Origin of the sequence: Mucilaginibacter sp. SJ (assembly GCF_028993635.1) — a bacterium.
In the GTDB taxonomy this organism is placed as follows: domain Bacteria; phylum Bacteroidota; class Bacteroidia; order Sphingobacteriales; family Sphingobacteriaceae; genus Mucilaginibacter.
Genome location: NZ_CP118631.1, coordinates 4,673,810 through 4,700,124 on the forward strand (window position 1 = coordinate 4,673,810; position 26,315 = coordinate 4,700,124).

The following is a 26,315-nucleotide window of genomic DNA, read 5'->3' on the forward strand; positions in this document are numbered from 1 at the left end:
AAAACGCAAATCTGCAGGATCTAAGATGAGCAAATCAATCATCTGCACATCTGAAATCTGCACATCTGCAAATTGAAGAAGCAATGTTGTATTACCTGTTTAACTATTTAAGCAAAAATTACAGTATCCCCGGGGTAGGTGTATTTCAATACATCACCTTCAGGATGGCAATGGCTGTAATCACATCATTGCTGATCACTACGGTTTATGGCAGGCGGTTAATTGATTACCTGCGCTTTAAACAAGTAGGCGAAACCGTGAGGAATTTGGGTTTAGAAGGCCAGATGCAAAAATCGGGTACCCCGACTATGGGTGGTATTATCATTTTGCTGGGCATCTTAATACCAACATTATTGTTTGCCAAGCTGGAGAATATATATGTGATCCTGATGATCATTACGACCGTTTGGCTGGGTGCTATCGGTTTTCTGGATGATTACATTAAAGTATTTAAAAAGAACAAGGAGGGTTTAGCGGGCAGGTTTAAGATCATTGGTCAGGTTGGCTTGTCGCTTATCGTTGGCTGGACAATGTATTTCAATAGCAATATTATCATCCGTCAGGAAGTGGTTTTGCCTGTGAAAGACGATGCCCCGGTTGAGTTTCATATGAAACGCAATGTTCCGGTTTATACTCAGGATGTGCACTCCACCAAAACAACCATGCCATTCTACAAAAACAACGAGTTTGATTATGCCAAGGTGTTGAAGTTTTTAGGGAAAGGTTACGAACAATATGCATTGGTTGTGTTCCTGTTTTTCGTGATTCTCATTATTACGTTCATATCTAACGGGGCCAATATTACGGATGGTATTGACGGCCTGGCGACGGGTACCTCGGCTATCATCGGCATTACACTGGCTATCCTGGCCTATGTATCGGGTAATACGGTTATTGCCGATTACCTGAACATCATGTATATCCCCAATTCGGGCGAACTGGTAATTTTTGCCGGTGCTTTTGTGGGAGCGTGCGTAGGCTTTTTGTGGTACAACTCATACCCGGCACAAGTGTTTATGGGCGATACCGGCAGTTTGGCCATAGGCGGTATCATAGCGGTGTTCGCTATCATGATCCGCAAGGAGCTGATGCTGCCATTATTATGCGGTATTTTCCTGATAGAGAATTTTTCGGTGATCGTACAGGTATCATGGTTTAAGTACACCAAAAAGAAATTTGGCGAAGGCAGGCGGGTGTTTTTGATGGCGCCGCTTCACCACCACTACCAGAAAAAGGGTTTCCATGAAGCAAAGATCGTTACCCGCTTCTGGATCATTTGTATCATACTGGCCATAGTGACGGTGATAACGTTGAAGCTACGTTAGGAAGAGAAGCAAGAAATCAAGAGTCGGGAGACAAGAAGCTAATAGATGCAGGATTTCAAGATTAAAGAGACAAGAAAGAAAAAGAAATCGGTGAAATCAAAAACATCGGTGAAATCAAGAATAAATGAACCACAACAATAACAAAAACGCTAATCAAAAGCACCCCCTTCAGGGACCGGGGGGGGCTCGCCTTGTGGTGCTGGGCGCCGGCGAAAGTGGTGTTGGGGCGGCATACCTTGCCCAACAGCAGGGCTTTGATGTTTTTGTGTCGGATTTTGGTGGCATTGCCGATAGCTATAAAAAACAACTTGAAGATTGGAAAATTCCTTTTGAGGAGAAACAACATACTGAAGAACTGATTTTAAATGCTGTTGAAGTGATCAAAAGTCCCGGGATTCCGGATAAGGCGCCGATCATCAAAAAACTTCATGGAAAAGGCATATCTGTGATATCTGAAATTGAGTTTGCCGGGAGGTATACTGACGCAAAGATTATAGGGATCACAGGTTCAAATGGTAAAACCACTACCACCAGCTTAACCTACCACATTTTAAAAGATGCGGGGATGAATGTTGGTTTGGCGGGTAATATAGGTAAAAGCTTTGCTTACCAGGTAGCTACCGAAAGGTTCGACTGGTATGTGCTGGAGTTAAGCAGCTTTATGCTGGATGATATGTTCAAATTTAAAGTTAACATAGCTGTATTGTTAAACATTACGCCTGATCATTTAGACAGGTATGATTATAAACTGGAAAACTACGCGGCATCCAAATTCAGGATAACGCAGAACCAAACGGCGGCCGATTATTTTATTTATTGCGCCGATGATCCTGAAACCCTTAAAGGCATGAGGGAACGAACGTTCGGGGCGCAATTGCTGCCATTTTCCATACAGCAAAAAATTGAACCGGGCGCATACCTCGATGAAAACGACAATATTGTCATAAACACAAAACAAGAACATTTTACAATGTCAATTCAAGAACTGGCCCTGCAAGGCAAACACAACATTTACAACTCCATGGCATCGGGTATTGTAGCAAAGGTGTTGGAGCTGCGCAACGAAACGATGAGGGAGAGCATGGGCAGCTTTAAAAGTATTGAACACCGGCTGGAGTTTGTTGCCAATATCTCCGGCATTCGCTTTATTAATGATTCAAAGGCTACCAACGTTAATTCAACCTGGTACGCTTTAGAAAGCATGACCAGCGATGTAGTGTTGATTTTAGGCGGAGTTGATAAAGGAAATGATTACAGTATGCTTAATGACCTGGTTAGGCAAAAAGTAAAAGCCATTGTGTGTTTAGGCAAGGATAACAAACGGATCCATGATGCTTTTGAAGATGATGTTGACCTTATTGTAAATACAGCATCGGCCCAGGAAGCGGCCCAGGTGGCCTACCATCTGGCAACCAAAGGTGATACAGTATTACTATCCCCGGCCTGTGCCAGCTTCGACCTGTTCAAAAATTACGAAGACCGCGGCAGGCAGTTTAAGGAGGCAGTGAAGGAACTTTAGAGATTTGAAGATGTGTTAATTTGAAAATTTGAAGATTGATCCGGCAAATAAATCGGTGAAATCAAAATAAATCGGTGAAATCACAAAAAAATGCATAGGATATTAAACAATACAAAAGGAGATCGCTGGATATGGCTCATTGTCATTTTGCTTTCTGTTATATCCTTGTTGGCGGTATATAGTTCGGTTGGTACGCTGGCATTTAAGCAGGGCAAGGGAGCGGAGATCATTTTGATGAAGCATGTGTTTATGATGATTGGAGGTATCGCCATTATGTACTTTTCGCACAAGCTTGATTACCGCTATTACGCGGGGATCTCAAAATTGCTGATGATTGTTACTGTACCCTTGTTATTATATACTTTGTTTTTTGGCGCGCACATCAACGGTGCAAGCAGGTGGATCCCCATACCCGGAACAGGCTTAAGCTTTCAAACTTCAGATTTAGCCAAACTTGCGCTTATTACTTACCTGGCGCGTTCATTATCGCGCAAGCAGGAAAATATAAAAGATGTTAAGCAATCGTTTATACCAATCATGGGTGCGGTGTGCCTGGTATTTGCACTTATTGGCCCGGCCAACTTATCAACGGGGCTAATGTTGTTTGGGGTAAGTATCCTATTGCTCATTATAGGCCGTATCAGTATCAAACAAATTGCGGTAGTGTGCCTGGCAGGCGCGGTATTACTTGCAGGTATGTTAACCTTCGGCGGCAGGAAAGGGACGCATGCATCAAGGGTAAAAGTTTTCCTTCATCCCGAACTGGCAGATAAAGATCAGCTTTTTCAGGCCAATCACGCAAAAATAGCCATAGCATCGGGCGGGGTATTTGGTAAAGGCCCGGGCAACAGTACCGAAAAAAATTATTTGCCCGAGGCGTTTTCAGATGAGATCTATGCCATCATTATTGAAGAGTACGGTTTGGTGGGAGGAGTGGCATTGGTGGGTATTTACCTGTTCTTGCTGTACCGGTGTATTAAAATAGTAACTAAAGCACCAAAGGCATTTGGGGCGTTGCTGGCTTGCGGTTTAAGCTTCAGTTTGGCCATACAGGCATTTGCAAATATGGCGGTAGCTGTAGGGTTAGGTCCGGTAACGGGCGTGCCGCTGCCCTTTGTGAGTATGGGTGGTACATCAATATTGTTTACCAGTGTGGCCTTTGGTATTATACTCTCAGTAAGCAAGGATATAGAAGAACCTAAAAAGAAGAAAGAGAAGGAAACAGATAACAGCGGGCCTAATAAAATTATTGTAGGGGAGATCAGTGTGGCGTAGACGCCCCCTAACCCCTAAAGGGGGAATGATTGACCGGGTTATATAAAAGTTAACAAGAAGTGACAGATAAAAGCAAAGATATGAAAGGCGCAACTCAAAAGCACACCCTTCAGGGGGCGGGGGGGGCGTCGCCGCGTATCATCATAAGCGGTGGCGGAACAGGGGGGCATATCTTCCCGGCTATCTCTATTGCCAATGCTTTAAAAAATATTGATCCCAATATCGAGATCCTGTTTGTAGGTGCCAACGGGCGTATGGAAATGGAAAAAGTTCCGGCGGCAGGTTATAAGATCATCGGATTGGATATCCAGGGCATCCAGCGCGGCTCTATCGTTAAAAACCTGATGTTCCCCGTCAAACTTGCCAATAGCGTACGCAAAGCCATTAAGATCATTAAAGATTTTAAGCCCGATGCTGCTGTAGGTGTTGGCGGATATGCTTCGGGGCCGTTGTTGTACGCGGCATCGTTAAAGAATATTCCATACCTAATACAGGAGCAAAACTCGTATGCTGGTATTACCAATAAATGGCTGGGTAAACATGCCAAAAAGATCTGTGTTGCTTTTGACGGGATGGAGAAATTTTTCCCTGCCGGTAAAATCATCAAAACCGGCAACCCAATCCGCAAGGATGCGGTAAACATTGCCGGCAAACACATGCAGGCTTTGGAGCTGTATCATCTTTCGGCCTTTAAAAAAACGATACTGATAACCGGGGGAAGTCTTGGGGCGCGTACACTGAACAACAGCATCATGAACGGCATTGATAAACTGCTGGCTGCCGATGTACAGGTGATATGGCAAACAGGTAAGTTTTATTATAAAAGCATTATCGAAAAGCTGGGCGAAAATTATCACCCCGATCTGCAGATCAGGGAATTTTTAACCCGGATGGACCTGGCTTATGCCGCTGCTGATATCATTATATCAAGGGCTGGGGCCGGTACCATTGCCGAACTGTGTGCCATTAAAAAGCCGGTTATCCTGGTGCCTTCGCCTAATGTAGCCGAAGATCATCAAACTAAGAACGCTTTGGCCCTGGTACACGAAAACGCGGCTGTTTTTGTGGCCGACCGTGATGCCGAAGCAAAACTGGTTGACAGGGCGCTTGAATTATTAGATGACCGCGACCTGCAAAAGAAACTGAGCAATAATATTGGTAAAATGGCCATGCCAAATGCCGATGACGTTATAGCAAAGGAACTTATCCAAATAATAAGTAACAATTAGAATGATGGTCCTCCTCTTCCAAAGAGAGGAGGACCTTTTTTAAACAAATTAAAAATGGAACTGCACGACATAAAAAGAGTTTATCTCATAGGCATAGGCGGCATCGGTATGAGTGGCCTGGCACGCTATTTCCATCATTTGGGTTGTATTGTTTGCGGATATGATAAAACGTCGACGGATTTAACAAACCAGTTGCACAACGAGGGGATCCAGGTTGTTTTTGAAGACCATGCGGATTATATCCCCATGAGTTTCCAGAAACGCTGCAGCGATACGCTGATTATTTATACGCCTGCTGTACCAAAGGATTCGCATATATTAAACTATTTTAAAAATCAGGGCTTTGAGTTGTTCAAACGTTCGCAGGTTTTAGGCTTGATCAGCAAAAGCTCATACACCATAGCTGTGGCAGGTACGCATGGCAAAACCACCACATCAACCATGGTGGCGCATTTGCTTAAGGCTTCGGGCAATGATTGCTCGGCATTTTTGGGTGGTATTTCGTCAAACTATCAAACCAATGTACTGTACGGTAAAAATAATGTAATGGTAGTTGAGGCCGATGAATATGACCGTTCATTCCTTACGCTGTATCCTGATGTGGCCATCATCACATCAATGGACGCCGATCACCTGGATATTTATGGCGATCATGCACATCTGACGGAGTCGTTTAAGCTTTTTGCTTCGCAGATAAAACCGGGCGGCACACTGGTGCACAAAAAAGGCTTGCCCCTGGATAGAGGTTATACCTACGCATTTGAAGACGAAACCGCCGATGCGCATGCTTCAAACGTGAGGATAATTGATGGTGATTTTTACTTTGATTATAACAGCGCAGCTGTAAATATTGCAGATATAAAAATGGGCATAGCAGGTACCCACAATGTAGAAAATGCTGTTGCCGCTATTGAAGCAGTGTTGAAACTGGATATTGCCCCAGCTGATATCAAGGAAGCACTGTCATCATTTAAAGGTGTTAAACGCCGGTTTGAATACATAGTTAAAACACCGGAGTATATCTATATTGATGATTATGCGCATCACCCCGAAGAGCTGAGGGCATGTATTTCATCAATTAGAAGGCTATATCCGAAGAAAAAGTTAACGGCCATTTTTCAGCCGCATTTATTTACCCGTACCCGCGACTTTGCCGATGGCTTTGCCGAAGTGTTGGATATGGTAGATGAGTTGATATTGCTGGAAATTTATCCGGCTCGCGAATTGCCGATTGAAGGCGTTAATTCGCAGATGCTGCTTAACCGCATGCAACTGCAAAATAAAAGGATCCTGAGTAAAGAGGCCGCGGTAGCCGCAGTAGCTGCCGAAAAGCCCGGGTTATTATTAACGGTGGGCGCCGGCGATATTGACACGCTGGTGCAACCCTTAAAACAAGTATTAAGCAATGAATAAAAAACTCATTTGGAAGCGCCTGCTGATAGGTTGTGCCTGGGTTATAAGCCTGGGTGGCCTTGTGGTGCTCATGAGTTTTATTGAAACAAAAAAAGCGGGCGTAAAGTGCACTTCGGTAAATGTAAGCATCCCCGGCGGGCAATATTTTATTGATAAGCAGGAGGTTGATCACATTATTGAAGTTACCAGTCACTCGTTGGTAGGCAGGCTTATCGGAAACATTAATATCCAGGAGTTGGAGGATAAGCTGAAAGCTAACCCATTTATTGAGTTTGCCAAAGTTTATACCGAGATGGACGGTGTGCTGAGGGTTGAAGTAAGCCAGCGCCAGCCGATATTGCGGATCATGAACCATTATGATATGGATTTTTATGTAGATCAAAATGGCTTAAAGATTCCGCTGTCATCAAACTTTACTGCAAGGGTATTGGTAGCTAATGGTTTTATTGAAGAGCTGTTTACCAACCGTGTTGATTCCTTGCATACGCGCCTGGCAAAGGACCTGTTTAAAACTGCGGATTATATCCGTAAGGATTCGCTTTGGGACGCACAGATAGCACAGATGTACGTGAACAGTGAGCGCGAGATAGAGCTGATCCCGAGGGTGGGTAACCAAAGGATCCTGATCGGCAATGCGGATTCGCTTAATGTAAAGCTGAATAACCTGCAGGCTTTTTATAAGCAGGTGCTGCCAAAGGTAGGCTGGGACACCTATAAAATGATCAATGTAAAATATACTAACCAGGTTATCGGTATAAAAAATGAAAATATAAAAGCTGATTCGGCAAAAGCAGCTAAAGTTGCCAAGCAGGATTCGCTTAAAACGAAAAGGGACTCATCTCAAATTAAATTGTAATATGGACAAAAGCTCAACTCAGGAAAAAAGTTCGCCAATTGTAGTAGGATTGGATATCGGAACTACCAAGATCTGTGCCATCGTTGGGCGCAGGAGCAGGAACGGGAAGATTGAGGTTTTAGGAATTGGCAAAGCCGAATCTGCCGGTGTAACGCGCGGGGTGGTTTCAAATATAGATAAAACAGTACAGGGCATCCACCAGGCGGTGGAGGTGGCGGGCTCGCAATCAAATGTAGAAATCAGGGTAGTGAACGTGGGAATTGCAGGTCAGCATATCAAAAGCTTGCAGCACCGCGGTTTGATAACCCGTCGCGATCTGCAATCAGAAATCGGTCGTAAGGATATTGATAAGCTGATTGAGGATATGTATAACCTGGTGATGCCTCCGGGCGAGGAGATCATTCATGTATTGCCACAGGAGTTTACTGTGGATAATGAACCGGGCATTAAAGATCCGATAGGTATGGCAGGTGTTAGGCTTGAGGCTAACTTCCATATCATATCTGGCCAGGTAACGGCTATCAAAAACATTGTAAAATGTGTTAACAAGGCCAGCCTGGAAAGCCAGGAACTGATCCTTGAGCCGCTGGCTTCTTCCGAGTCTGTTTTGAGCGAAGAGGAAAAAGAAGCCGGTGTAGTATTGGTTGATATTGGTGGTGGTACTACCGATGTGGCCATCTTCCACGAAGGTATCATTCGTCATACAGCAGTTATTCCGTTCGGCGGTAACAGCGTAACTGAGGATATCCGCGAAGGCTGTTCGGTAATGCGCAACATTGCCGAGCAACTGAAAGTAAGGTTTGGATCAGCTTTGGCCGATGAGAACAAAGAGAACGAGATTGTATGTGTGCCGGGTTTGCGCGGCCGTGAGCCGAAAGAAATTTCGGTAAAAAACCTGGCTTACGTGATCCAGGCCCGTATGGAAGAAATAGTAGAGCATGTTTATTACGAGATAAAATCATCAGGCTACGAGAAAAAGCTGATAGCAGGGATCGTAATAACAGGTGGTGGTGCGCAGCTGAAACACTTACGCCAGTTGGTGGAGTTTGTTACCGGTTTGGATTGCCGTGTCGGTTACCCTACGGAGCATCTGGCCAAAAATGAAGTGCTGCCCAAAAACACGTACGAAGAATTGCAGAGCCCAACTTTTGCTACCGGTATCGGTTTGCTCATCAAAGGGATCCAGAAGATGGAATACATGAATGAAGCAATCCCTGCCGAAGTAAAAGCTAAGCCCAAATACGATGCTAAAACAAAAGAAGGGGGCTTGTTAGACAGGCTGCTGAAAAAAAGCATCACATTTATTAAGGATGACATTAAGGATGAGGACTTTCTGAAATAATAATTATTCACAAGAGCTAAACTTATTCACATTGCTCACAAATGTGGATAAACCTTGTTGAAAAAGTGTTATTATTACGATGGTAAAATCTAATGTTGGGTTGATTTACATATAGCTGAAAACGAAGATTATGCATTTTGAAATGTTAAAAGAAAAATCGTCAATCATCAAGGTAATTGGTGTTGGCGGTGGTGGTGGTAACGCGGTAAACCATATGTACAGGCAAGGAATTACCGGTGTTGATTTTATAATCTGCAACACGGATGCCCAGGCATTGGAGCTGAGCCCTATACCTAACAAGGTGCAGTTGGGTGCCAGTTTAACCGAGGGCATGGGTGCAGGCTCAATACCCGAAGTTGGTAAAAATTCGGCTATTGAAAATATCGACGATATTAAACAGATGTTGGGCGTTAATACCAAAATGCTGTTCATTACAGCTGGTATGGGCGGCGGCACAGGTACAGGCGCAAGCCCTATCATTGCCAAAGCAGCGCGTGAAATGGATATATTAACGGTCGGTATCATAACCACACCTTTCTCTTTTGAAGGTAAACGCCGTAAAATGCAGGCCGATGCAGGTTTGGAAGAGCTGCGTAAGTATGTCGATTCATTTCTTGTGATCTCGAATGACAGGTTACGCCAGATTTTTGGCAATCTTACCATGAGCTCCGCATTTGCACAGGCTGATAATATATTGACCACGGCGGCTAAAGGGATTGCTGAGATCATCACCTTACCGGGTTATATCAACGTCGACTTTAAAGATGTGCGCACGGTGATGAAGGATAGCGGTGTATCAATCATGGGTAGCTTTAGTGCCGATGGTGAAAACCGTGCCCTTAAAGCTGTAGAAGGTGCATTGGCATCGCCATTGTTGAAAGATAATGAAATTGAAGGTGCACGATATATCTTGCTGAATATCAGCTCGGGCCTTAAAGAAGTTACCATGGATGAGATCAGTGTAATTACTGATTACATCCAGGAAGAAGCCGGTTTAGCTGCCGACCTGATCTGGGGTAACTGTATCGACGAAAACCTGGGTGAGCAATTATCGGTAACCATTATTGCTACCGGTTTCCAAACTAAGGACGAACGCGAAAAGGAAAACAGCAACAAGAAAATAGTTTCGATGCTGGTTCCTGAAGAGCCTCAGCAGGCAAAGCCGGTTAACGAATTTATTAAACCGGTTAAGGTTGATGCTCCTGCCGAGCCTTATGCTAAAGCTCCTAAAGAGGATGCTAAACAAGCTGGGTTGTTTGATATGTTTGCGGGCAGTCGGCAGGAAGAACCCGCTGTAGTTAGGCATAGCCTGATGCACGAGGAAGAGCCTGAAGCTGATAACGAGGCGGATACTGCGGGGTTCACTTTTAAAATGAGTGAGCCTGTAAGCTACGAGCAGCCGGTAAGGGAACAGCCACGCGTGCCCGAACCTGAGCCGGAGCCAATTCCCGCACCGCAGCCTGTTGTTGGTGCTGATGATAACAAAACCAACGAGTCAATTGAGGAGCAGCTGAAAAAATCACGTGAGCGGATCATGAGGCTGAAAGACCTGAGCATGAAACTGCGTACAGGCAATATCCAGGAACTGGAAAATGTCCCTGCCTACAAACGTAAAGAGATAGCGTTGCAGGATACCCCTGCATCTGACGAAAGCCAGATCTCCCGTTTTTCCCTGATGCAGGATAGCGAAGGTAACGTGGAGATCAGGAATAACAACTCGTATTTGTACGGAAACGCGGATTAAGAAGAGATGCAAGACTTTTAGAGTCAAGAATCAAGAGAAATAAAAACCACAATAATTGAATGGGAGATCAACAAAAGAATTATATCTGAGCGTTGATCTCCCTTTTTGTTATTATAGTAAAAAAATGTCATTTCGATAGAGCAGGGCGGGGCAGAGGACGTTGGGGCGAAAGAGAAATCTTGTACGCTATGCGATAGTGCGTTGTATGTAGTAATTGCAGAGCGTACAAGATTTCTCCTCACCCGATCACACAGGCCATCACTCTGTTCGTCGAAATGACAGCAGTTTTATATTTAGGGAAAGAATATCTCTTCTCTTGATTCTTGCTTCTTTCCTCCAAGTTATAACCTATTCTAAAAAGTTATAGCTATTGTTTAAAGGTGTTTTAACGGCTATATTTGCATTTAAATTTATAAAAACAATTCATTTTGGATTTATTTGATAAAATAACAAAAAGCTTGGGTGGGCCGATAGGTCAGCATCAAAAGTGGTCGCATGGTTATTTTTCTTTTCCTAAGCTGGAAGGTGAGATAGGCCCGCACATGGAGTTTAAGGGTAAGGAGCATTTGGTTTGGAGCTTGAATAATTACCTTGGCTTGGCTAATCATCCCGAAGTAAGACAGGCCGATGCGCAAGCCGCGGCCGATTACGGCATGGCTTACCCAATGGGAGCAAGGATGATGTCGGGAAACTCAATCCATCACGAAGAGCTGGAGAACAACCTGGCTGCCTTTGTTGGCAAGCAGTCGGCCTTTTTGCTAAATTACGGTTACCAGGGAATGGTATCGATAATTGATGCGCTGGTTGACAGGAATGACGTTATTGTATACGATGCCGAATCGCACGCCTGTATTATTGATGGCGTACGCTTACATATGGGTAAACGCTTTGTTTACCAGCATAACGATATCGAAAGCTGCGAAAAACAGCTTGAACGCGCAACCCGTTTAACAGAACAAACCGGCGGCGGGATCCTGTTAATTACCGAAGGGGTCTTTGGCATGTCAGGCGCTCAAGGCAAGCTTAAACAGGTTGCTGACCTTAAAAAGAAATTCAACTTCCGCTTATTGGTTGATGATGCGCATGGTTTTGGTACCATGGGTAAAACCGGTGCCGGTACGCATGAAGAGCAGGATTGTATGGATGAAGTAGATGTGTACTTTGCTACTTTTGCTAAATCAATGGCCGGTATTGGTGCCTTTGTTGCTGCCGATCAGGATATTATTCATTACCTGCGTTACAATATGCGTTCGCAAACTTTTGCCAAGGCATTGCCTATGCCAATGGTATTAGGTTTGAAAAAGCGTTTTGAAATGCTGAAATCGCAGCCCGAGCTTCGTGAAAAATTGTGGCAGATTGCAAATGCTCTGCAGCAAGGTTTACGGGAACGCGGTTTTGACCTCGGCGTATCAAACACTATGGTTACCCCGGTATTTCTAAAGGGCGATCTTTTTGAAGCCACTGCCCTAACCCGTGATTTGCGCGAGAACTACGGTATCTTTTGTTCGATAGTAGTGTACCCGGTTATCCCTAAAGGCTTAATTGTATTAAGGCTGATCCCAACAGCAGCTCATAGTTTGGAGGATGTACAACGTACCCTTGATGCGTACAGCGCTATCGGCGAAAAATTGAAAGCCGGTTATTACAAAGAGAATAAGCTGGAAATTGCTTAATAGCATATCCGTTTTATAATATTTTTATAATATTGGAAGCCTCAAAGAAATTTGGGGCTTTTTATTTTTACACGAATGCTTTGCAGGTGTAATACAATTTAATCGAATTACACGAATTTAAAAAAGATAGATAAGTCATAAACATTCTTTTGAAATTTTAAGAGATTAATGTCGAATAATTGACAAAATATAATTCGTGTAATTCGATTTAATTCGAAAAATTAGTGAAAGTATTTCTTCAAAAACCTTGATAAAACGTTTTCTAAATTATTTTAGCAAGCTTTTTTGTTTAACTGAAATGCTTTTCTATTTTTACAGCTACCATTACAAAACCATATGTTAAGCAGACGACATTTTATAAAAATTAACGGCGTTGCAGCCGCCGGTATCGGTTTGGGTTTAACTCCTGCATTTGCTTCGGCAATGACCCCGGCTTTTGAAAGTCAGCGCCCGAAACCGGCCGACCGTAAGTTCACCAGCAAGGCTGTTGAAGCCATCATAAAAAAAGTTAAGGCTGATATTAAAGATCCTGAAGTTGCCTGGCTATTTGAAAACTGCTACCCCAATACTTTAGATACTACGGTAAATTATTCTGAAAAAGATGGCAAGCCTGATACCTTCGTAATTACGGGCGATATCAACGCTATGTGGATGCGCGATTCGTCTGCACAGGTTTGGCCATACCTGCCGCTCATTAAAAATGATCCGGCGCTTAAGAAATTAATCCAGGGTGTATTGAGCCGCCAGGCTAAGTGCGTGATCATTGACCCATATGCAAATGCCTTTAACGAGGGCCCAACCGGCAGCGAATGGGATAGCGACCGCACCAATATGAAGCCCGAACTGCACGAGCGTAAGTGGGAGATCGACTCTCTTTGTTATCCTGTAAGATTGGCTTACAACTATTGGAAGATTAGCGGCGACAGCAGCTTTTTTGACGATAACTGGCAAAAAGCCGGCAAGATCATCCTTGCTACTTTCAAGGAACAGCAACGTAAGGATGGCAGAGGCCCATACTTCTTCCAGCGTAAAACTGAAACACAAAGTGATACCGCGCCTAACAAAGGTTATGGTAACCCCGTTAAACCGGTTGGTTTGATCTGCTCTATTTTCCGCCCATCGGATGATGCTACCATTTATCCATTTCTGATCCCCTCAAACTACTTCGCGGTAGCAAGCTTAAACCAAATGGCCGAAATGTACAGTACCATCGGTCATGATAATGCTACCGCTGATGCTTGTAAGGCTTTAGCAACAGAGGTTCAGGCAGCGCTTAAGCAATACGCTGTAGGTAATCATCCGCAATTTGGCCAGGTTATTCCGTTTGAGGTTGATGGGTATGGAAACCAGCTTTTCATGGATGATTCGAACGTTCCAAGTCTGTTGGCCCTGCCTTATCTTGATTCTGTAAAAGTTGATGACCCGCTGTACCAAAGCACCCGCAAATTTGTACTGAGCGATAGCAATCCCTACTATTTCAAAGGTACCGCTGCCGAAGGTATTGGTGGCCCGCACGTAGGTATTGGCTACATTTGGCCAATGGCAATCATTATGCGCGGCATTACATCAACCGATAAAGCAGAGATTGTACAGTGTATTAAATGGCTGAAAAGTACCCACGCGGGCACAGGTTTCATGCATGAATCCTTTAATAAGGACGATGCCAAGGACTTTACCCGTAAATGGTTTGCCTGGGCTAACACTTTATTTGGCGAATTGATACTAAAAGTGCATGAACACTATCCTGACATACTGCAGCAGACTTTTTAAACCCGCTAAATATATTAATACTTAATAGTATTTAAATACTGTGTTTAGATTGTATAGCTTGCTGTAAATATTATTTATAGTAAACTATGTTATGTATTTTAATTATTAATCAAACTTATTTTAAAGTATAAGTTTGATTTGAACTTTTTAATGGAAAATAAGCAAAAGCTAATAAAGTAAAAATGGTAAAAATGTGGAAAAAAACCACTGTCAAGGCCGTATTTTTTAGCTTTAAAAGTTTTTAATTAAAGAAAAACATTTTAGCTTAGCTTAATTAAAACAATAAACCTCAAAATTTAAAAGGAGTAATTAAATGAAAAAATTTACTGAAGTAAAAGAGCTTGTAGCATCTTTAGAGGCCGACGCCGATAAATTCTACAATAAAGGAAACAGCGCTGCCGGTACACGTGTACGTAAAGGCATGCAGGATCTTAAAAACCTGGCACAGGCAATCCGCCTTGAAGTTCAGGAGGCTAAGAATAAAGAGGCTTAGTAAGATTTTTATCATCTTATTCCAATAAAAAACCCGGTTCATGGACCGGGTTTTTTATTGTTAAAACTTGTGAGATTTATGTTGCAGAGACGCATAATTGCGTCTCCCATCATGTCATGTCTGGCAGTTCGTATGGTTGCCGTTCTGTCCGAGACCCAATATGCGTCTCTCGAAAGACATTTACGCCTTCACCGCTACAGGAACCAGCTTTTTAAGCTCTTCGGCAATAGCTCCAGCAGTTTTTTCGCTTACCTGTACTAACGGTAGCCTCACAGTATCGCCGCAGATGCCTAATTGTTTCAGTGCGGTTTTTACTCCGGCAGGACTGCCTTCGGTAAACATTAAACGGGTAAACTCAATCAGGTCAAAATGCGCGGCATGTGCTGCTTTGTAATCGCCGTTTAGCAAAAGCCTAACCATGTCAGATAATTGACGCGGCAAAGCATTACCAATAACCGATATTGCACCAACTCCGCCTAAGGCCATCATGGGCAAAGTAACCGGATCATCGCCCGATATAAACAGGAAATCCTCGGGCTTGTTGCGCATTAACTGGTTAAACAGGTCGAAATTGCCCGATGCTTCTTTGATACCGATTATGTTTTTAAACTCCTTTGCCAGGCGTACAGTTGTGTCGGCGCTGATGGTACTGCCTGTACGGCTTGGTACGTTATACAGAATTATAGGCAGTTTAGTATTTTGTGCTATAGCCCTGTAGTGCTGATAAATGCCCTCCTGAGTAGGTTTGTTATAATGCGGACTTGCTGAAAGTATAGCATCATAGCCTTCTATATCAAATGATTTTATTTGCTCAACAACTTCATGAGTATTATTACCGCCAATACCTGCTACCAGGCCAACGCGCTTATTTACCACTTCGGCTGTGAAAGTCCAAACCTGCTTTCGTTCAGCCTCGCTCAATGTGGCACTTTCGCCGGTTGTACCTAACGATACAAGGTATTCCACCCCGCCATCAATCAAATGTTCAATCAGGTTTCTCAACCCGTTGTAGTCAATTTGACCATCCGCATGAAAAGGGGTTACCATAGCTACCCCTGTTCCGTAAAATATATTCATGATTAAAATTAAAAGGATGCTAATATAGTGATTACTGATTGGAGATTAAGAGTTTATTAGAGGTTTATTTTTTGAAAAAGTGCCTTGGTTGCGTTTAAAGTTGGATTTTGGGTGGGGAGTTGTCTGAACTCGAATTTATGGAATTTAAGAGTTAACAGAATGCCGGGCAGATTCAATAAATTTTAATAATTCGTTTAAGTTTTGAATATTTCAAATCCGAAATCGAACATCTCAATTTCGAAATCAATAATGGCGTTGCCTGCGGCCCAGGCTTTCCGCTCATACTGCACGGGCCTTAGCCACACGGCCGGTATCTGCTGCAATCCTTAACGCGTTGTCTGAATCAAAATTTACAGGATTTAAGAATTAACCGAATGGAAAATCCTAAAATCTTTAAATCTATTTAATCAAGGTTCCATTAAATTATCCCAAACAACGATCCTCCCTTTTCGCCCAGCTTATCAACTGTTTTTTCTACCTCCGGCACCCGCTCCAACACGGGGGCATGATGTGGTTTTATCCGGGCATCAATAATCAGCGGACCTTTACAACCCCAGTGCTTGTGCTCAGTAAAGCTGCCAAGTCCGTAAATATCGTGCGATGGATTACTGCGGGTAAAGGTTACCCAGACGAAATTGTTAATGGTTTGGGCGGCGAAACCGGCATCATCACAAAGTACCATTAAAGGCAAGCCGGTAGGGTCTTCATCCTGCAGGCTGTATTCTATAATGCTGATTATATTATCGATGTCCTTGTGATTTACATGTTTGGGCACTTCAACCATGAGCACACCGGGTATAGCCATTTTATAAGCGCTAATTGGGCGGGGAAGACTAAACCAATCGGGCAGCTCAGCCCACAGTTCACGTTTGATTTCGCCGGCAATCGTAATGGCTACTTTGCTACCCGAGTTTAGGCCTTCGCCGCTATAGTCAAGTGTATCGATAGTGGTGTTGGTGTGAAAATGCAGGTCGCGGGTAAGGTCTATCCTTTGCAGGACGTGCTTCATGAAGCCGCCCACATTATTCACATTAAGTTTAGGGTCATCCTCCTGCGCCGCAATAAACAGGTATTTTGCGAGGCTCAATTGTCCTTTACCCAGTATATGATTGGCAATAGTAACTATCTCCTGTGGCTTGCGCTCTTTAAGATAAGGGGTATAGCGCTCGCTGCCAATGGCAAAAAGCAGGGGATGTACACCTGCCGCGTCAACTGCGTTAACGGCATGCAGGCCGGGAATTTCTTTGGGAATAGCCGAGCCTGTAATTTCATGTATCAGTGCCCCAAAGCTGGTATCCTCCTGCGGCGGGCGGCCAACCACGGTGAACGACCATACAGCATCTTTACGGTGATAAACGTTATGTACTTTCATCAGCGGGAAAGGATGTACCAAACTGTAATAGCCCAAATGATCGCCAAAGGGGCCTTCAGGTTTATTTTCGTGCGGCATAACTGTGCCGGTTATCACAAAATCAGCATCAGTCGAAATGCAGAAACCTTCAGCATCATAAAAATAGCGGAAACGGCGGTTGCCTAACGCGCCGGCGAAAGTCATTTCTGATAAGCCTTCGGGCAGGGGCATTACCGCAGCCACAGGGTGCGCCGGTGGACCGCCCACAAAGATGCTCACCTTTAAGGGCTGTCCTTTGGCATTGGCTTTGGTTTGATGCACACCAATACCCCGGTGGATCTGGTAGTGCAAACCGATCTCGTTGTTTTGGATATAGTCATTACCGGCAAGTTGGATGCGGTACATGCCCAGGTTGGCGTTCATAATGCCCGGTTGATCGGCATCCTCAGTATATACCTGGGGCATGGTAACAAACGGGCCGCCATCCATAGGCCAGTTTACAATTTGCGGGATATCACTGATGTTGCATTTGCCAAATTTAACAGGTGCGCCTGCACCGCTTTTCATAGGCAATGCCGAGAGCGCCGTTAAGCCAACACCTGCATATTTAAAAGGGTTTTTGATGGCTTTTATTGGATCATTTTTTATATCGACCAGAACCTTGATCTTTTCGAGCGTGTCCCTGAATATGAATTTCGACCTGTCGAGCGTACCAAACAGATTGGATACCGCTGGAAAACGGCTTCCTTTTACATTTTCAAATAATATGGCCGGGCCTTCGTTTTCAAATACACGCAGGTGTATGGCCGCCATTTGCAGGTAAGGATCAACCTGTTCCTTAACGCGTATTAAGTGGCCGTTTTTTTCGAGATCGGCAATGCAGGCTTGTAAACTTGAGTAACCCATGCGGCGAAATTAAGAAATTAGTTCATTGGGTCATTCATTTCATTGAGTCATTGACATTTCAGGTAGGTTTCATACTCAATTAACATAGGGAACGTTCAATCACCTAATGATAAAATCCTTACTTTAGCCGGTAAATATCAATTACCCTATGTCGGTAACAGTACTAACGCTTATTATACTTGTTGGGTCGTATTTGGCGGGTTTGCTGGGCTCGTTAACCGGGTTGGGCGGAGGGGTTGTTATTATTCCGCTGCTTACTATTTTACTTGGGGTGGATATTCAGTACGCCATCGGGGCTTCTCTGATCTCGGTTATTGCCACATCATCAGGTTCGGCAGCAGCTTATGTTAAAGAAGGGATCACCAATATCAGGCTGGGGATGTTCCTGGAGATTGCCACAACGGCCGGTGCTATGGTTGGTGCATTGATAGCCATTTATATTCCCACAAATTTTATAGCTGTTTTATTTGGTGTCATCCTGATCTTATCAGCGGTAATGTCATTAAAAAAGAAGGCAGAACATATTCATCAGCAAAAAAGTGAATTGGCCGAAAAACTAAAACTGAACGGCAGTTTCCCCGGCCCTGCAGGCGAGATTACTTATTCGGTAAGAAATGTAGGCGGTGGATTTTTCATGATGCTTTTTGCAGGCGTAATATCAGGATTGCTGGGCATAGGTTCGGGAGCGCTGAAGGTTTTGGCGATGGATGGCATTATGCGCATCCCTTTTAAGGTATCAACTACTACCAGTAATTTTATGATAGGGGTTACCGCAGCAGCAAGCGCGGTAGTTTATTTGCAACGGGGGTACATTGATCCGGGCCTTTCCATGCCGGTAGCCATAGGGGTTTTATTAGGTGCCTTAAGCGGATCAAAGATATTGGTACATACTTCATCGTCGGGATGGCTACGTGTAGTTTTTGCCGTGGTGGTTACCTTTTTGGCATCGCAAATGATATATAAAGGAATCACTGGTAATATATAGTCATTGGGGCATTGCGTCATTAAGTCATTTTTGTATGGCGTTGAAATGGAATGACTGTTCGATATGATAAGAAAAATGACATAATGACCTAATGACCAAAGGAAATGACTAAAAAGTTTAGAGATACCGATATGCAGGCCGTAATAGGCTGGATACTGCGCGCTGGGGTGCTGGTATCAATGAGTGTTATTTTTATTGGTGGGGTTATTTACCTGTACAGGCACGGGCAAACCCATGTTAATTACAGCAAGTTTGTTGGTGTGCCCGATTTTGTGAGTAATCCTGGTGGCATTATACACGGTATTTTTACTTTACGCGGCCGGGCAATTATACAGGCAGGGATAATTTTGCTGATAGCTACGCCGGTTATCAGGGTATTATTTTCGGCCATTGGCTTTGTTATGGAAAAAGATTACTTGTACACAGCCATCACTGTACTTGTGTTGCTTATTATTTTAACCAGTATGATAAGCGGTCACGCAGGCTGATATTTTAAAAACTTTTTTGTATTTAATATAGTATATATAATAAATGCAACGACGTACAGTACAATCATCGGCTTTAAGCAGCGTTGGCTATGATCCTGACGCCCGCATCCTTGAACTTGAATTTCGGGAAAATGGCGGTGTGTGGCAATACTTCGGTTTTCCTTTATCTGCTTATAACAAGTTTATTAACTCCGAATCGCTTGGGCATTTTTTTGTCACACGTATAAAAGGCAAATATCCTGAGTTAAAGGTTAGGTATGCACATTATTAATTTCCGGTGCGGCGGCGCTCGTCATCATTACCCGTATTGCGTTTATTAGCCGATTTAATGGTGCTTTTGCCAAAACGATAGGTGAAATTGAGCCTTACAATGCGCGTATCGCGTTTGTTTACCTCCGAAAGATCAATGTTTTGATAGCTGGCATGGTTGCGCCCCCTGTCGGTATTAAATACATCGTTCAGTGCTAATTTAATAGTAGCCCGCTTATCTAATATTTGCTTGCTGATACCCGCATTTACCGAATAGCTTGCTTTTAATTCATTGATACCATAAATAGTTGGGGTTTCATACCTGCCCGATATTTCGCCAAGTAATGTACTGGCGATGGTGAAGTTTTGTGTGCTGCCAAAAATAATATCCTGCTTGCCCCTGTCAAAATCCCCGTTTTGCGCGTAAGCTTTGTAGCGTACATAAATAGCATCAAGATTAAAACTGGCCGACCACCACCTGGTAAATTGTACAGGCGCGTAAAATGAAGCCCCGTAAACAAAGATCTGCCCGAAGTTTTTCCGGATAGTTATGTTAACCTTAGTCGAATCGTTTTGCTGATATACCGGAAAATCATAAGCATTATTAGTAACTGTATAATAAAGTTCGGTTGAAAAGGTTTGATTATAGGTATGGGTGATCTGTATAGTATTGGTATATTCCGGCTTTAATTGAGGGTTGCCTGCACGATAATCGTACAGATCGGTATAATACAAAAATGGGTTAATATCTTCATAAAGCGGCCTGTGAATACCTCGGTTATAACCAATACCGATGATGTTTTTTTTATCGGCCTCATAACTTATTTGTGCCTGCGGAAAAAGGTTAAAATAATTATTGGTATTTATTGCCGGTACCCGCTCATTTAATCCCCATGATTTACCGGTTGCATGAGTGTTTTCGGCACGTATACCTGCCGTGATATCCAATTTGCCTATTTTATTTATGTAATTGATATACCCGGCGCTCACCGCTTCGGTATAAAGAAACCTGTTGCTGAACCTGGCGTCGGCCTTATATAGGTTGTTTACTTTGGGACCGAAAATGAGGTTATTGTTGCTGCTGGCATTGTTATATTTAATACCGGCCTCCAATCGTGAGGTTTTATTTAAGGGGTTAATAAAATCAACTTTTGATGTCCAGATGTGGATATCCGATGGTGAAAGGTTTTCCAACTCAAGGTCATCGCGGTAAGTATTGCCCGCCGGGGTAAAAAAGCTATTGGTAATAAACTCATTCGAGTGGCGGGTGTAGGTTGAATAGTTACCATCTACCGAGATACTGCGGCCGCTTTTATCCAATACCGCGTTATAATTGATATTGTAGTTTAAATAGCTGCTGCCTCTGTCAAGGGTTGAACGGGCCCTGATTATCGAATCGAGCCGGTGTTGATTGCTGATGTACAGGTTGTTGTGCTTTATAAAATCATCACTCCTGACAATGCCGCTTACCAAAAAGCCTATAGTTTGCTTGGGGGTGATGGTATAATCGGCCCCTATTTTAAAGTTGTAATTAGTGGTTTTTTGGATATTGTTATAATCAACATCGTAATTGCTCAGGGTTTCGTTATAAGTAATATTACGGTTGGTTGTAATAGTGCGTGTGCCTTTATTATTGTCGTAAGTATAATTTCCAAAAATATTGAGCTTGCTGGTGCGGTTATTGAAAACAATGCCTGCTGTACTTTTGTAATATTTTCCATAGCCTGCCATAGAGGTAACCGTACCGTTGGTACCCAGGTTTTTACCCTTTTTTAAAATGATGTTGATGATACCTCCGCCCGAGGCGTCATATTTGGCCGAGGGGCTGCTGATCATTTCAACCTGGTCGATAGTGCTGCTTTGCATACTGCGGAGCAAGCTGGTAAGATCATCGCCGGTAAGGTTGGTAGGTTTGCCGTCGATGGTTATTAATGCTGCTTGTCTGCCGTTAATACTTAAAGTTTCGTTGCTGTTAACCCTTACCCCGGGTGATTGCCTTAGGATATCAAAGGCCGAATTTCCCTCAGCCAGGATGCTGTTTTGTACACTTAATACAATTTTGCCGGGCTTTACTTCTATGTAAGGCTTCCGGCCAACTACTTTAACTTCCTGCAGTTGGTTGTCTGAAAGTTTTAAAACAATATCATTGGCAGTTATTATTTGACCTGCGTTAACTTTATATGGCCCGGTATAAACTTTTACGTATCCTATTTTACTGATGAGTATTAAATAGCTGTCGGGATGCAGCCCGGTAAATTCAAACTGTCCATTTTTATTTACCAGGTTTGATTTTAATATAGATGAGTCGGCAGCGGAAAGGAGAATGGCTGTAGCTGCATCGGCGGGCTGATTATTTTCTGTTAAAACTTTACCCTGTATTATTGAAGATTTTGTTTGGGCGAACGAAATACAATACCCTCCCGCCAGGAATGCAAAAAATAAGCCTGCTATTAAAACCCTCATTAATCAGTAATGTAGAAATTTGCTATAGTTTAAAAGATTATAAAAATGTACCGCAATATAATACAATATATATAAAATTATATGTATTGTATTGGTATTTTAATTATATAATATAAAAGAATGTTGCAACATTAGTATGGATTATGCCTGGTAAAAGGTTTTATATTACTGCCGTCAAATATTGTTTACAAAAAATCATGCAATGGTATAAATAAACAAAACAACCTGATTTTTTCTTTATTTTCGGCCTCAATACATCATCGCACTGTATATTGACCATTATAACATGAAAAAACTTTGTCTGTTTATATTAGTTGCCTGTTTTGCAGGGAATTTATTTGCACAAACACCTCCGGCCAATTATGCTACGGCCTTAAATAAATTTAAACAGCTATACAATAACAATCAGCCGGATAGCATATACAGCATGTTTGGACCAGAAATGAAGAAGGCACTTACACAAGCCGATTTTAAGAGTACAACTGTGCAGTTAAAAACACAATTGGGCTCATTGCTACAGGCGGATTTTGAAAGCTACGAAACCCCGATAGCGCATTATAAAGCTACATTTCAGAAAAGTGTTTTTTTATTAAACCTGTCGCTAAATGCCGATAATAAATTTACGGGCCTGTCATTAACACCGTACAAAGCGCCGGCTACAACTGCTGCGCCAAGTACGGCGGCGGCTACAAGCATAGTTACCGATCCTTCTTTGGTTGAGTCACCTGTAACGGTTAAAACTTTGCTGGGCTCAATATCGGGAACGCTGGCTATGCCGAAGGACGCTAACGGTAAAGTGCCATTGGTATTGATCATCGCCGGCTCTGGCCCCACAGACAGGGACGGTAACAGTCCGAAACTGGGGCTTCATGCCAATGTTTATAAAATGATCGCTAATGAGCTGGGTAAAAAAGGAATAGCATCACTTCGTTACGATAAACGCCTGGTTGGGCAAAGCACAACTTCCATTAAAGAAAACGAGATCAGGTTTGAAGATTATGTGGAGGATGCTGCCGCGCTGCTCAACATGTTTACTGCCGACGAACGTTTTTCGAGGGTAATTATACTTGGTCACAGTGAAGGTTCATTGGTGGGGATGATGGCTGCTTTTGATGAGCCTATAAAAGGCTTTATATCAGTGGCCGGGGCCGGCGACTCGGCCGATAAAATCCTTACTGAGCAAATGAAATCGCAACCCGCGTTTATATCAGATGGTTTTAATCGCATGCTTGACAGCCTGAAGCGGGGTAAAACAACCGATAATATCGACCCTGCACTGTACTTTATTGCCAGGCCAAGTATCCAGAAATACCTGATGTCATGGTTCAGGTATAACCCACAGCGCGAGATCAGGAAGGTAAAAGCGCCAATATTGATTATCCAGGGAACAACTGATTTACAGGTAACTGTTGGTGATGCCGAAAAGCTGAAAAAGGCAAAGTCAGATGCCATACTTGATATTATCCCCAACATGAACCATGTGCTGAAAGAAGCCCCGGCAGATAAGGAAAAGAACAAGGCAACTTATAATGAGCCTGATTTACCATTGAAACCAGAGTTTGTTGCAGCGATAACTAATTTTGTTTTAAAGACTACGAAGTAAAATATCGAAAATCATGTGATTGCGAGTGATAAGCCCCCTCTAAATCTCCCCCAAAAGGGGAGACTTTTAAAAAGCTTTTGAAGCCCTCTCCTTTGGAGAGGATGGGGTGAGGCTATTTACCAGGCACCCAACAACCTCCTGATCACAACGATCTCGGCTACATGATATGCATTATGATCTGCCGCCTGTAAGGCTTCGCGAAGAATGGTTTGCCCATCGCCATGCGGAATTTTTTTATAAATATCCCCGCTTTTCACCATTTCTATTAGCTCTTCCAAATCACTGTCAATCTGTTCAAGGCTATTATCCCAGGCTGCATCATCTTTTGGAGCAAGTTCTTTTGGCCAGTAATCATCGGGCCAGTTTGGTGATTCGTGACTGCCGTCTTTGCTAAATTCAAGCATATCCCACTGGGCTATCCGGATATGTTCAACCAGTTGCCATATGGTATAAGGAAGCTTATCAACTTTAACCCCACGAAGATTGGGAGGTAAACCATCGAGCGCTTTTTTCAGATCTGCATGTGCGTTGCCGCCTTGCAGCAAATGCACAATTTCATTTACTAAAACTTTATGTTCATTATTCATAGGTAATCCAAATTATAACGACTAATTCTCGCACCCCCCTTTAGGGAGCCGGGGGGCTTAAAGTAACAAATTCGTCGCCGGTTTGATTTATTTGGCTTAAAAGTTTTAAGTTTATGCTTCATTGTAAAACTCATCAGTTGTGGTCAGAAACATATTCCTAAAATTAGCACTCGCCGTTGTTTTATTCATGGTTGCCTTTATCGGCTGTAAAAAAGATGGGGGCAGCGGCACCGGCCCATTGTTAGGGAAGGATGATGAAGCTTTTATTAAATACGAGAACACGTTTCTGGATAACTTCTGGAAGTTGAACCCCGATTGGGCAACTTCGGCAGGGTATCATAAATACGACAGCCTGATGGTGCTTCCAAACGAGCAAAGCCGCGATAAACTGGTAACCTTTGCTAAATACCAGGTTGATTCATTGAGCCGCTTTGAGGTAAACACCTTGTCTGAAGCCAATAAGATAGATTACAAGATCCTGCAAAACCAGCTTGAATACCTGCAATGGCAGGTGCGCCAGTTAAAACAATATGAATGGGACCCATCGTCATATAACGTTATCGGCACCTTCGCTTACATCCTGAACGAGCACTATGAGCCTTTGCCTAAACGTCTGCGTCATTTTTATCAGCGTATGTCGTTTATTCCGCAGTATTACAAAGACGCCCAAAAACAGATTAAAAACCCGGTAGCTGAACTTACCAGTTTGGCTATTGAGCAAAATCTGGGTGGGCTTGATGTAATAGGAAAAGACTTTGCCGATTCGCTTAAGAAAACCAATATCCCCAAAGCTGAGCAAAAGTTAATGACCGACAGGGCTGCGCAGAGCGTTGTTGCCATTAAAGCCTATGCCGATTGGCTTAAAGCACTTAAAAATGATCACCCAAGAAGTTTCAGGCTGGGTAAGGATTTATATGAGGATAAGTTTAAATACGAAATTGTAGCTACCAACACTGCCGAGAAAATCTACAATGCTGCCGTTGAACGTAAGAAATACATTCACCGCGAAATGAGCAAGATCAGTAAACAGCTTTGGTCGAAATACTTTGGTAAACAAGCTGCACCTGCTGATAGCCTGCTCATGATAAGCCAGCTGATAGATACTCTGTCATCAAAACATGTAAAGCCTGAAGATTTTCAATCGTCAATTGAGCAAATCATACCAAAGCTTAATGCCTTTGTTAAAGCTAAAGATCTTGTAACGCTTGATCCGTCAAAACCGTTGATCATTCGTAAAGAGCCCGGTTATATGGCAGGTGTGGCAGGTGCGTCCATGAGTGGTCCTGGCCCGTATGACAAAAATGGTAATTCATACTATAACGTAGGCAGCCTGGCCGGCTGGAGTAAGGAAAAAGCCGAAAGCTACCTGCGCGAGTACAACAATTATATTTTACAGATCCTGAGCATTCACGAAGCTGTGCCGGGGCATTATGTACAGGGTGTATACTCCAATAAAGCCCCAAGTATCATCAAAGCTGTATTTGGCAATGGTGCCATGGCCGAAGGCTGGGCGGTATATACCGAGCAAATGATGCTGGAGAACAGCTTTGGCAATAACGAGCCCGAAATGATGCTGATGTGGTATAAATGGAACCTGCGTTCGGTATGTAACACCATTTTGGATTATAGTGTTCATAGCGGCAGTATGACCAAAGATGAAGCTATTAAGTTATTAACCCGCGAAGCTTTCCAGCAGCAGGCCGAAGCTGATGGCAAATGGAAGCGCGTTAGCGTAACCAGCGTTCAGCTTACCAGTTATTATACCGGCTATAAAGAAATCATAGATTTGAGGGATGCCTATAAACAAAAAATGGGTGATAAATATAAACTGAAAGAGTTTAACGAAAAGTTCTTGAGTTACGGCAGTGCACCGGTTAAATTTATCAGGGAAGCCATGCTTGCTAAAACCAGCGGAAATTAATTGATAGTCCACAGGTATAAACTCATGGACTATGAACCATGGGTTT

Annotated in this window: 20 protein-coding genes; 16 read left to right on the plus strand and 4 right to left on the minus strand. The window is 43.2% G+C overall.

The annotated features are described in order from the left end of the window. Positions 1 to 83: 83 nt before the first annotated feature. The 11 genes from mraY to MusilaSJ_RS19395 all read left to right on the plus strand — a co-directional run bounded on the left by mraY (position 84) and on the right by MusilaSJ_RS19395 (position 14,639). On the plus strand, positions 84 to 1,325 hold the full coding sequence (mraY, locus tag MusilaSJ_RS19345; RefSeq protein WP_274986499.1) for a phospho-N-acetylmuramoyl-pentapeptide-transferase: 1,242 nt from the start codon (positions 84 to 86) through the stop codon (positions 1,323 to 1,325). A gap of 124 nt (positions 1,326 to 1,449) precedes the next feature. After that, on the plus strand, positions 1,450 to 2,844 hold the full coding sequence (gene murD / locus MusilaSJ_RS19350; protein WP_274986500.1) for a UDP-N-acetylmuramoyl-L-alanine--D-glutamate ligase: 1,395 nt from the start codon (positions 1,450 to 1,452) through the stop codon (positions 2,842 to 2,844). 90 nt (positions 2,845 to 2,934) lie between these two features. Then, positions 2,935 to 4,119 (plus strand): FtsW/RodA/SpoVE family cell cycle protein, encoded by a 1,185-nt coding sequence (locus tag MusilaSJ_RS19355; RefSeq protein WP_274986501.1) that lies wholly within the window; start codon positions 2,935 to 2,937, stop codon positions 4,117 to 4,119. Between the two features lie 80 nt (positions 4,120 to 4,199). Further along, positions 4,200 to 5,348, plus strand: coding sequence for an undecaprenyldiphospho-muramoylpentapeptide beta-N-acetylglucosaminyltransferase (gene murG, locus MusilaSJ_RS19360; RefSeq protein WP_274986502.1), 1,149 nt, complete (start codon positions 4,200 to 4,202; stop codon positions 5,346 to 5,348). Positions 5,349 to 5,402: 54 nt separating this feature from the next. Beyond that, entirely contained in the window at positions 5,403 to 6,761 is a 1,359-nt protein-coding gene (gene murC / locus MusilaSJ_RS19365) for a UDP-N-acetylmuramate--L-alanine ligase (protein WP_274986503.1), read from the plus strand. Next, entirely contained in the window at positions 6,754 to 7,617 is an 864-nt protein-coding gene (locus tag MusilaSJ_RS19370) for a cell division protein FtsQ/DivIB (RefSeq protein WP_274986504.1), read from the plus strand. Before murC ends, MusilaSJ_RS19370 begins: the two co-directional genes overlap by 8 nt. A gap of 1 nt (position 7,618) precedes the next feature. Further along, on the plus strand, positions 7,619 to 8,959 hold the full coding sequence (gene ftsA, locus MusilaSJ_RS19375) for a cell division protein FtsA (protein ID WP_274986505.1): 1,341 nt from the start codon (positions 7,619 to 7,621) through the stop codon (positions 8,957 to 8,959). A gap of 130 nt (positions 8,960 to 9,089) precedes the next feature. Next, a complete protein-coding gene (ftsZ, locus tag MusilaSJ_RS19380) occupies positions 9,090 to 10,703 on the plus strand; it encodes a cell division protein FtsZ (RefSeq protein ID WP_274986506.1) in 1,614 nt (537 codons plus the stop codon). Positions 10,704 to 11,131: 428 nt separating this feature from the next. Beyond that, positions 11,132 to 12,376 (plus strand): aminotransferase class I/II-fold pyridoxal phosphate-dependent enzyme, encoded by a 1,245-nt coding sequence (locus tag MusilaSJ_RS19385; protein WP_274986507.1) that lies wholly within the window; start codon positions 11,132 to 11,134, stop codon positions 12,374 to 12,376. A gap of 336 nt (positions 12,377 to 12,712) precedes the next feature. Continuing rightward, positions 12,713 to 14,146: a glycoside hydrolase family 125 protein gene (locus MusilaSJ_RS19390; RefSeq protein WP_274986508.1), complete on the plus strand. Its 1,434-nt coding sequence runs from the start codon at positions 12,713 to 12,715 to the stop codon at positions 14,144 to 14,146. 313 nt (positions 14,147 to 14,459) lie between these two features. Continuing rightward, positions 14,460 to 14,639 carry a BF3379 family histone-like protein gene (locus MusilaSJ_RS19395; RefSeq protein ID WP_022830046.1) on the plus strand — a complete coding sequence of 60 codons (180 nt, stop codon included), beginning with the start codon at positions 14,460 to 14,462 and terminating at the stop codon, positions 14,637 to 14,639. Between the two features lie 180 nt (positions 14,640 to 14,819). On the opposite strand, the gene dapA is transcribed toward MusilaSJ_RS19395, so the two are convergent. Continuing rightward, positions 14,820 to 15,716, minus strand: coding sequence for a 4-hydroxy-tetrahydrodipicolinate synthase (gene dapA / locus MusilaSJ_RS19400; RefSeq protein ID WP_274986509.1), 897 nt, complete (start codon positions 15,714 to 15,716; stop codon positions 14,820 to 14,822). Between the two features lie 418 nt (positions 15,717 to 16,134). Beyond that, entirely contained in the window at positions 16,135 to 17,973 is a 1,839-nt protein-coding gene (locus MusilaSJ_RS19405; RefSeq protein ID WP_274986510.1) for a UbiD family decarboxylase, read from the minus strand. 148 nt (positions 17,974 to 18,121) lie between these two features. Between MusilaSJ_RS19405 and MusilaSJ_RS19410 the strand changes: the two genes are divergently transcribed. From MusilaSJ_RS19410 to MusilaSJ_RS19420, 3 genes are all read left to right on the plus strand, one after another. Continuing rightward, positions 18,122 to 18,958 (plus strand): sulfite exporter TauE/SafE family protein, encoded by an 837-nt coding sequence (locus MusilaSJ_RS19410; protein ID WP_274986511.1) that lies wholly within the window; start codon positions 18,122 to 18,124, stop codon positions 18,956 to 18,958. A gap of 104 nt (positions 18,959 to 19,062) precedes the next feature. After that, positions 19,063 to 19,446: a DUF1634 domain-containing protein gene (locus MusilaSJ_RS19415; protein WP_274986512.1), complete on the plus strand. Its 384-nt coding sequence runs from the start codon at positions 19,063 to 19,065 to the stop codon at positions 19,444 to 19,446. Between the two features lie 43 nt (positions 19,447 to 19,489). Beyond that, on the plus strand, positions 19,490 to 19,717 hold the full coding sequence (locus tag MusilaSJ_RS19420; RefSeq protein WP_274986513.1) for a KTSC domain-containing protein: 228 nt from the start codon (positions 19,490 to 19,492) through the stop codon (positions 19,715 to 19,717). Here MusilaSJ_RS19420 and MusilaSJ_RS19425 read toward each other — a convergent pair. Then, on the minus strand, positions 19,714 to 22,158 hold the full coding sequence (locus MusilaSJ_RS19425) for a TonB dependent receptor (RefSeq protein WP_274986514.1): 2,445 nt from the start codon (positions 22,156 to 22,158) through the stop codon (positions 19,714 to 19,716). The genes MusilaSJ_RS19420 and MusilaSJ_RS19425 overlap by 4 nt on opposite strands. A 286-nt stretch (positions 22,159 to 22,444) precedes the next feature. On the opposite strand from MusilaSJ_RS19425, the gene MusilaSJ_RS19430 reads away from it, so the two are divergent. After that, on the plus strand, positions 22,445 to 23,761 hold the full coding sequence (locus tag MusilaSJ_RS19430; RefSeq protein ID WP_274986515.1) for an alpha/beta fold hydrolase: 1,317 nt from the start codon (positions 22,445 to 22,447) through the stop codon (positions 23,759 to 23,761). A 116-nt stretch (positions 23,762 to 23,877) separates the two neighbouring features. Here MusilaSJ_RS19430 and MusilaSJ_RS19435 read toward each other — a convergent pair whose 3' ends face one another. Then, on the minus strand, positions 23,878 to 24,348 hold the full coding sequence (locus MusilaSJ_RS19435) for a DinB family protein (protein WP_274986516.1): 471 nt from the start codon (positions 24,346 to 24,348) through the stop codon (positions 23,878 to 23,880). 139 nt (positions 24,349 to 24,487) lie between these two features. On the opposite strand from MusilaSJ_RS19435, the gene MusilaSJ_RS19440 reads away from it, so the two are divergent. Continuing rightward, positions 24,488 to 26,269, plus strand: a complete 1,782-nt coding sequence (locus tag MusilaSJ_RS19440; RefSeq protein ID WP_274986517.1) for a DUF885 domain-containing protein — start codon at positions 24,488 to 24,490, stop codon at positions 26,267 to 26,269. Positions 26,270 to 26,315: the final 46 nt, after the last annotated feature.

Excerpts from the sequence above, each read along its gene's own strand:
- MusilaSJ_RS19410 (WP_274986511.1), top strand. The coding sequence starts at position 18,122 with ATGTCGGTAACAGTACTAACGCTTATTATACTTGTTGGGTCGTATTTG.
- MusilaSJ_RS19415 (WP_274986512.1), top strand. The coding sequence starts at position 19,063 with ATGACTAAAAAGTTTAGAGATACCGATATGCAGGCCGTAATAGGCTGG.
- murD (WP_274986500.1), top strand. The coding sequence starts at position 1,450 with ATGAACCACAACAATAACAAAAACGCTAATCAAAAGCACCCCCTTCAG.
- ftsZ (WP_274986506.1), top strand. The coding sequence starts at position 9,090 with ATGCATTTTGAAATGTTAAAAGAAAAATCGTCAATCATCAAGGTAATT.
- dapA (WP_274986509.1), bottom strand. The coding sequence starts at position 15,716 with ATGAATATATTTTACGGAACAGGGGTAGCTATGGTAACCCCTTTTCAT.
- MusilaSJ_RS19425 (WP_274986514.1), bottom strand. The coding sequence starts at position 22,158 with ATGAGGGTTTTAATAGCAGGCTTATTTTTTGCATTCCTGGCGGGAGGG.
- MusilaSJ_RS19430 (WP_274986515.1), top strand. The coding sequence starts at position 22,445 with ATGAAAAAACTTTGTCTGTTTATATTAGTTGCCTGTTTTGCAGGGAAT.
- MusilaSJ_RS19435 (WP_274986516.1), bottom strand. The coding sequence starts at position 24,348 with ATGAATAATGAACATAAAGTTTTAGTAAATGAAATTGTGCATTTGCTG.
- MusilaSJ_RS19420 (WP_274986513.1), top strand. The coding sequence starts at position 19,490 with ATGCAACGACGTACAGTACAATCATCGGCTTTAAGCAGCGTTGGCTAT.
- murG (WP_274986502.1), top strand. The coding sequence starts at position 4,200 with ATGAAAGGCGCAACTCAAAAGCACACCCTTCAGGGGGCGGGGGGGGCG.
- MusilaSJ_RS19390 (WP_274986508.1), top strand. The coding sequence starts at position 12,713 with ATGTTAAGCAGACGACATTTTATAAAAATTAACGGCGTTGCAGCCGCC.
- mraY (WP_274986499.1), top strand. The coding sequence starts at position 84 with ATGTTGTATTACCTGTTTAACTATTTAAGCAAAAATTACAGTATCCCC.
- MusilaSJ_RS19405 (WP_274986510.1), bottom strand. The coding sequence starts at position 17,973 with ATGGGTTACTCAAGTTTACAAGCCTGCATTGCCGATCTCGAAAAAAAC.
- MusilaSJ_RS19355 (WP_274986501.1), top strand. The coding sequence starts at position 2,935 with ATGCATAGGATATTAAACAATACAAAAGGAGATCGCTGGATATGGCTC.
- MusilaSJ_RS19370 (WP_274986504.1), top strand. The coding sequence starts at position 6,754 with ATGAATAAAAAACTCATTTGGAAGCGCCTGCTGATAGGTTGTGCCTGG.
- MusilaSJ_RS19395 (WP_022830046.1), top strand. The coding sequence starts at position 14,460 with ATGAAAAAATTTACTGAAGTAAAAGAGCTTGTAGCATCTTTAGAGGCC.
- murC (WP_274986503.1), top strand. The coding sequence starts at position 5,403 with ATGGAACTGCACGACATAAAAAGAGTTTATCTCATAGGCATAGGCGGC.
- ftsA (WP_274986505.1), top strand. The coding sequence starts at position 7,619 with ATGGACAAAAGCTCAACTCAGGAAAAAAGTTCGCCAATTGTAGTAGGA.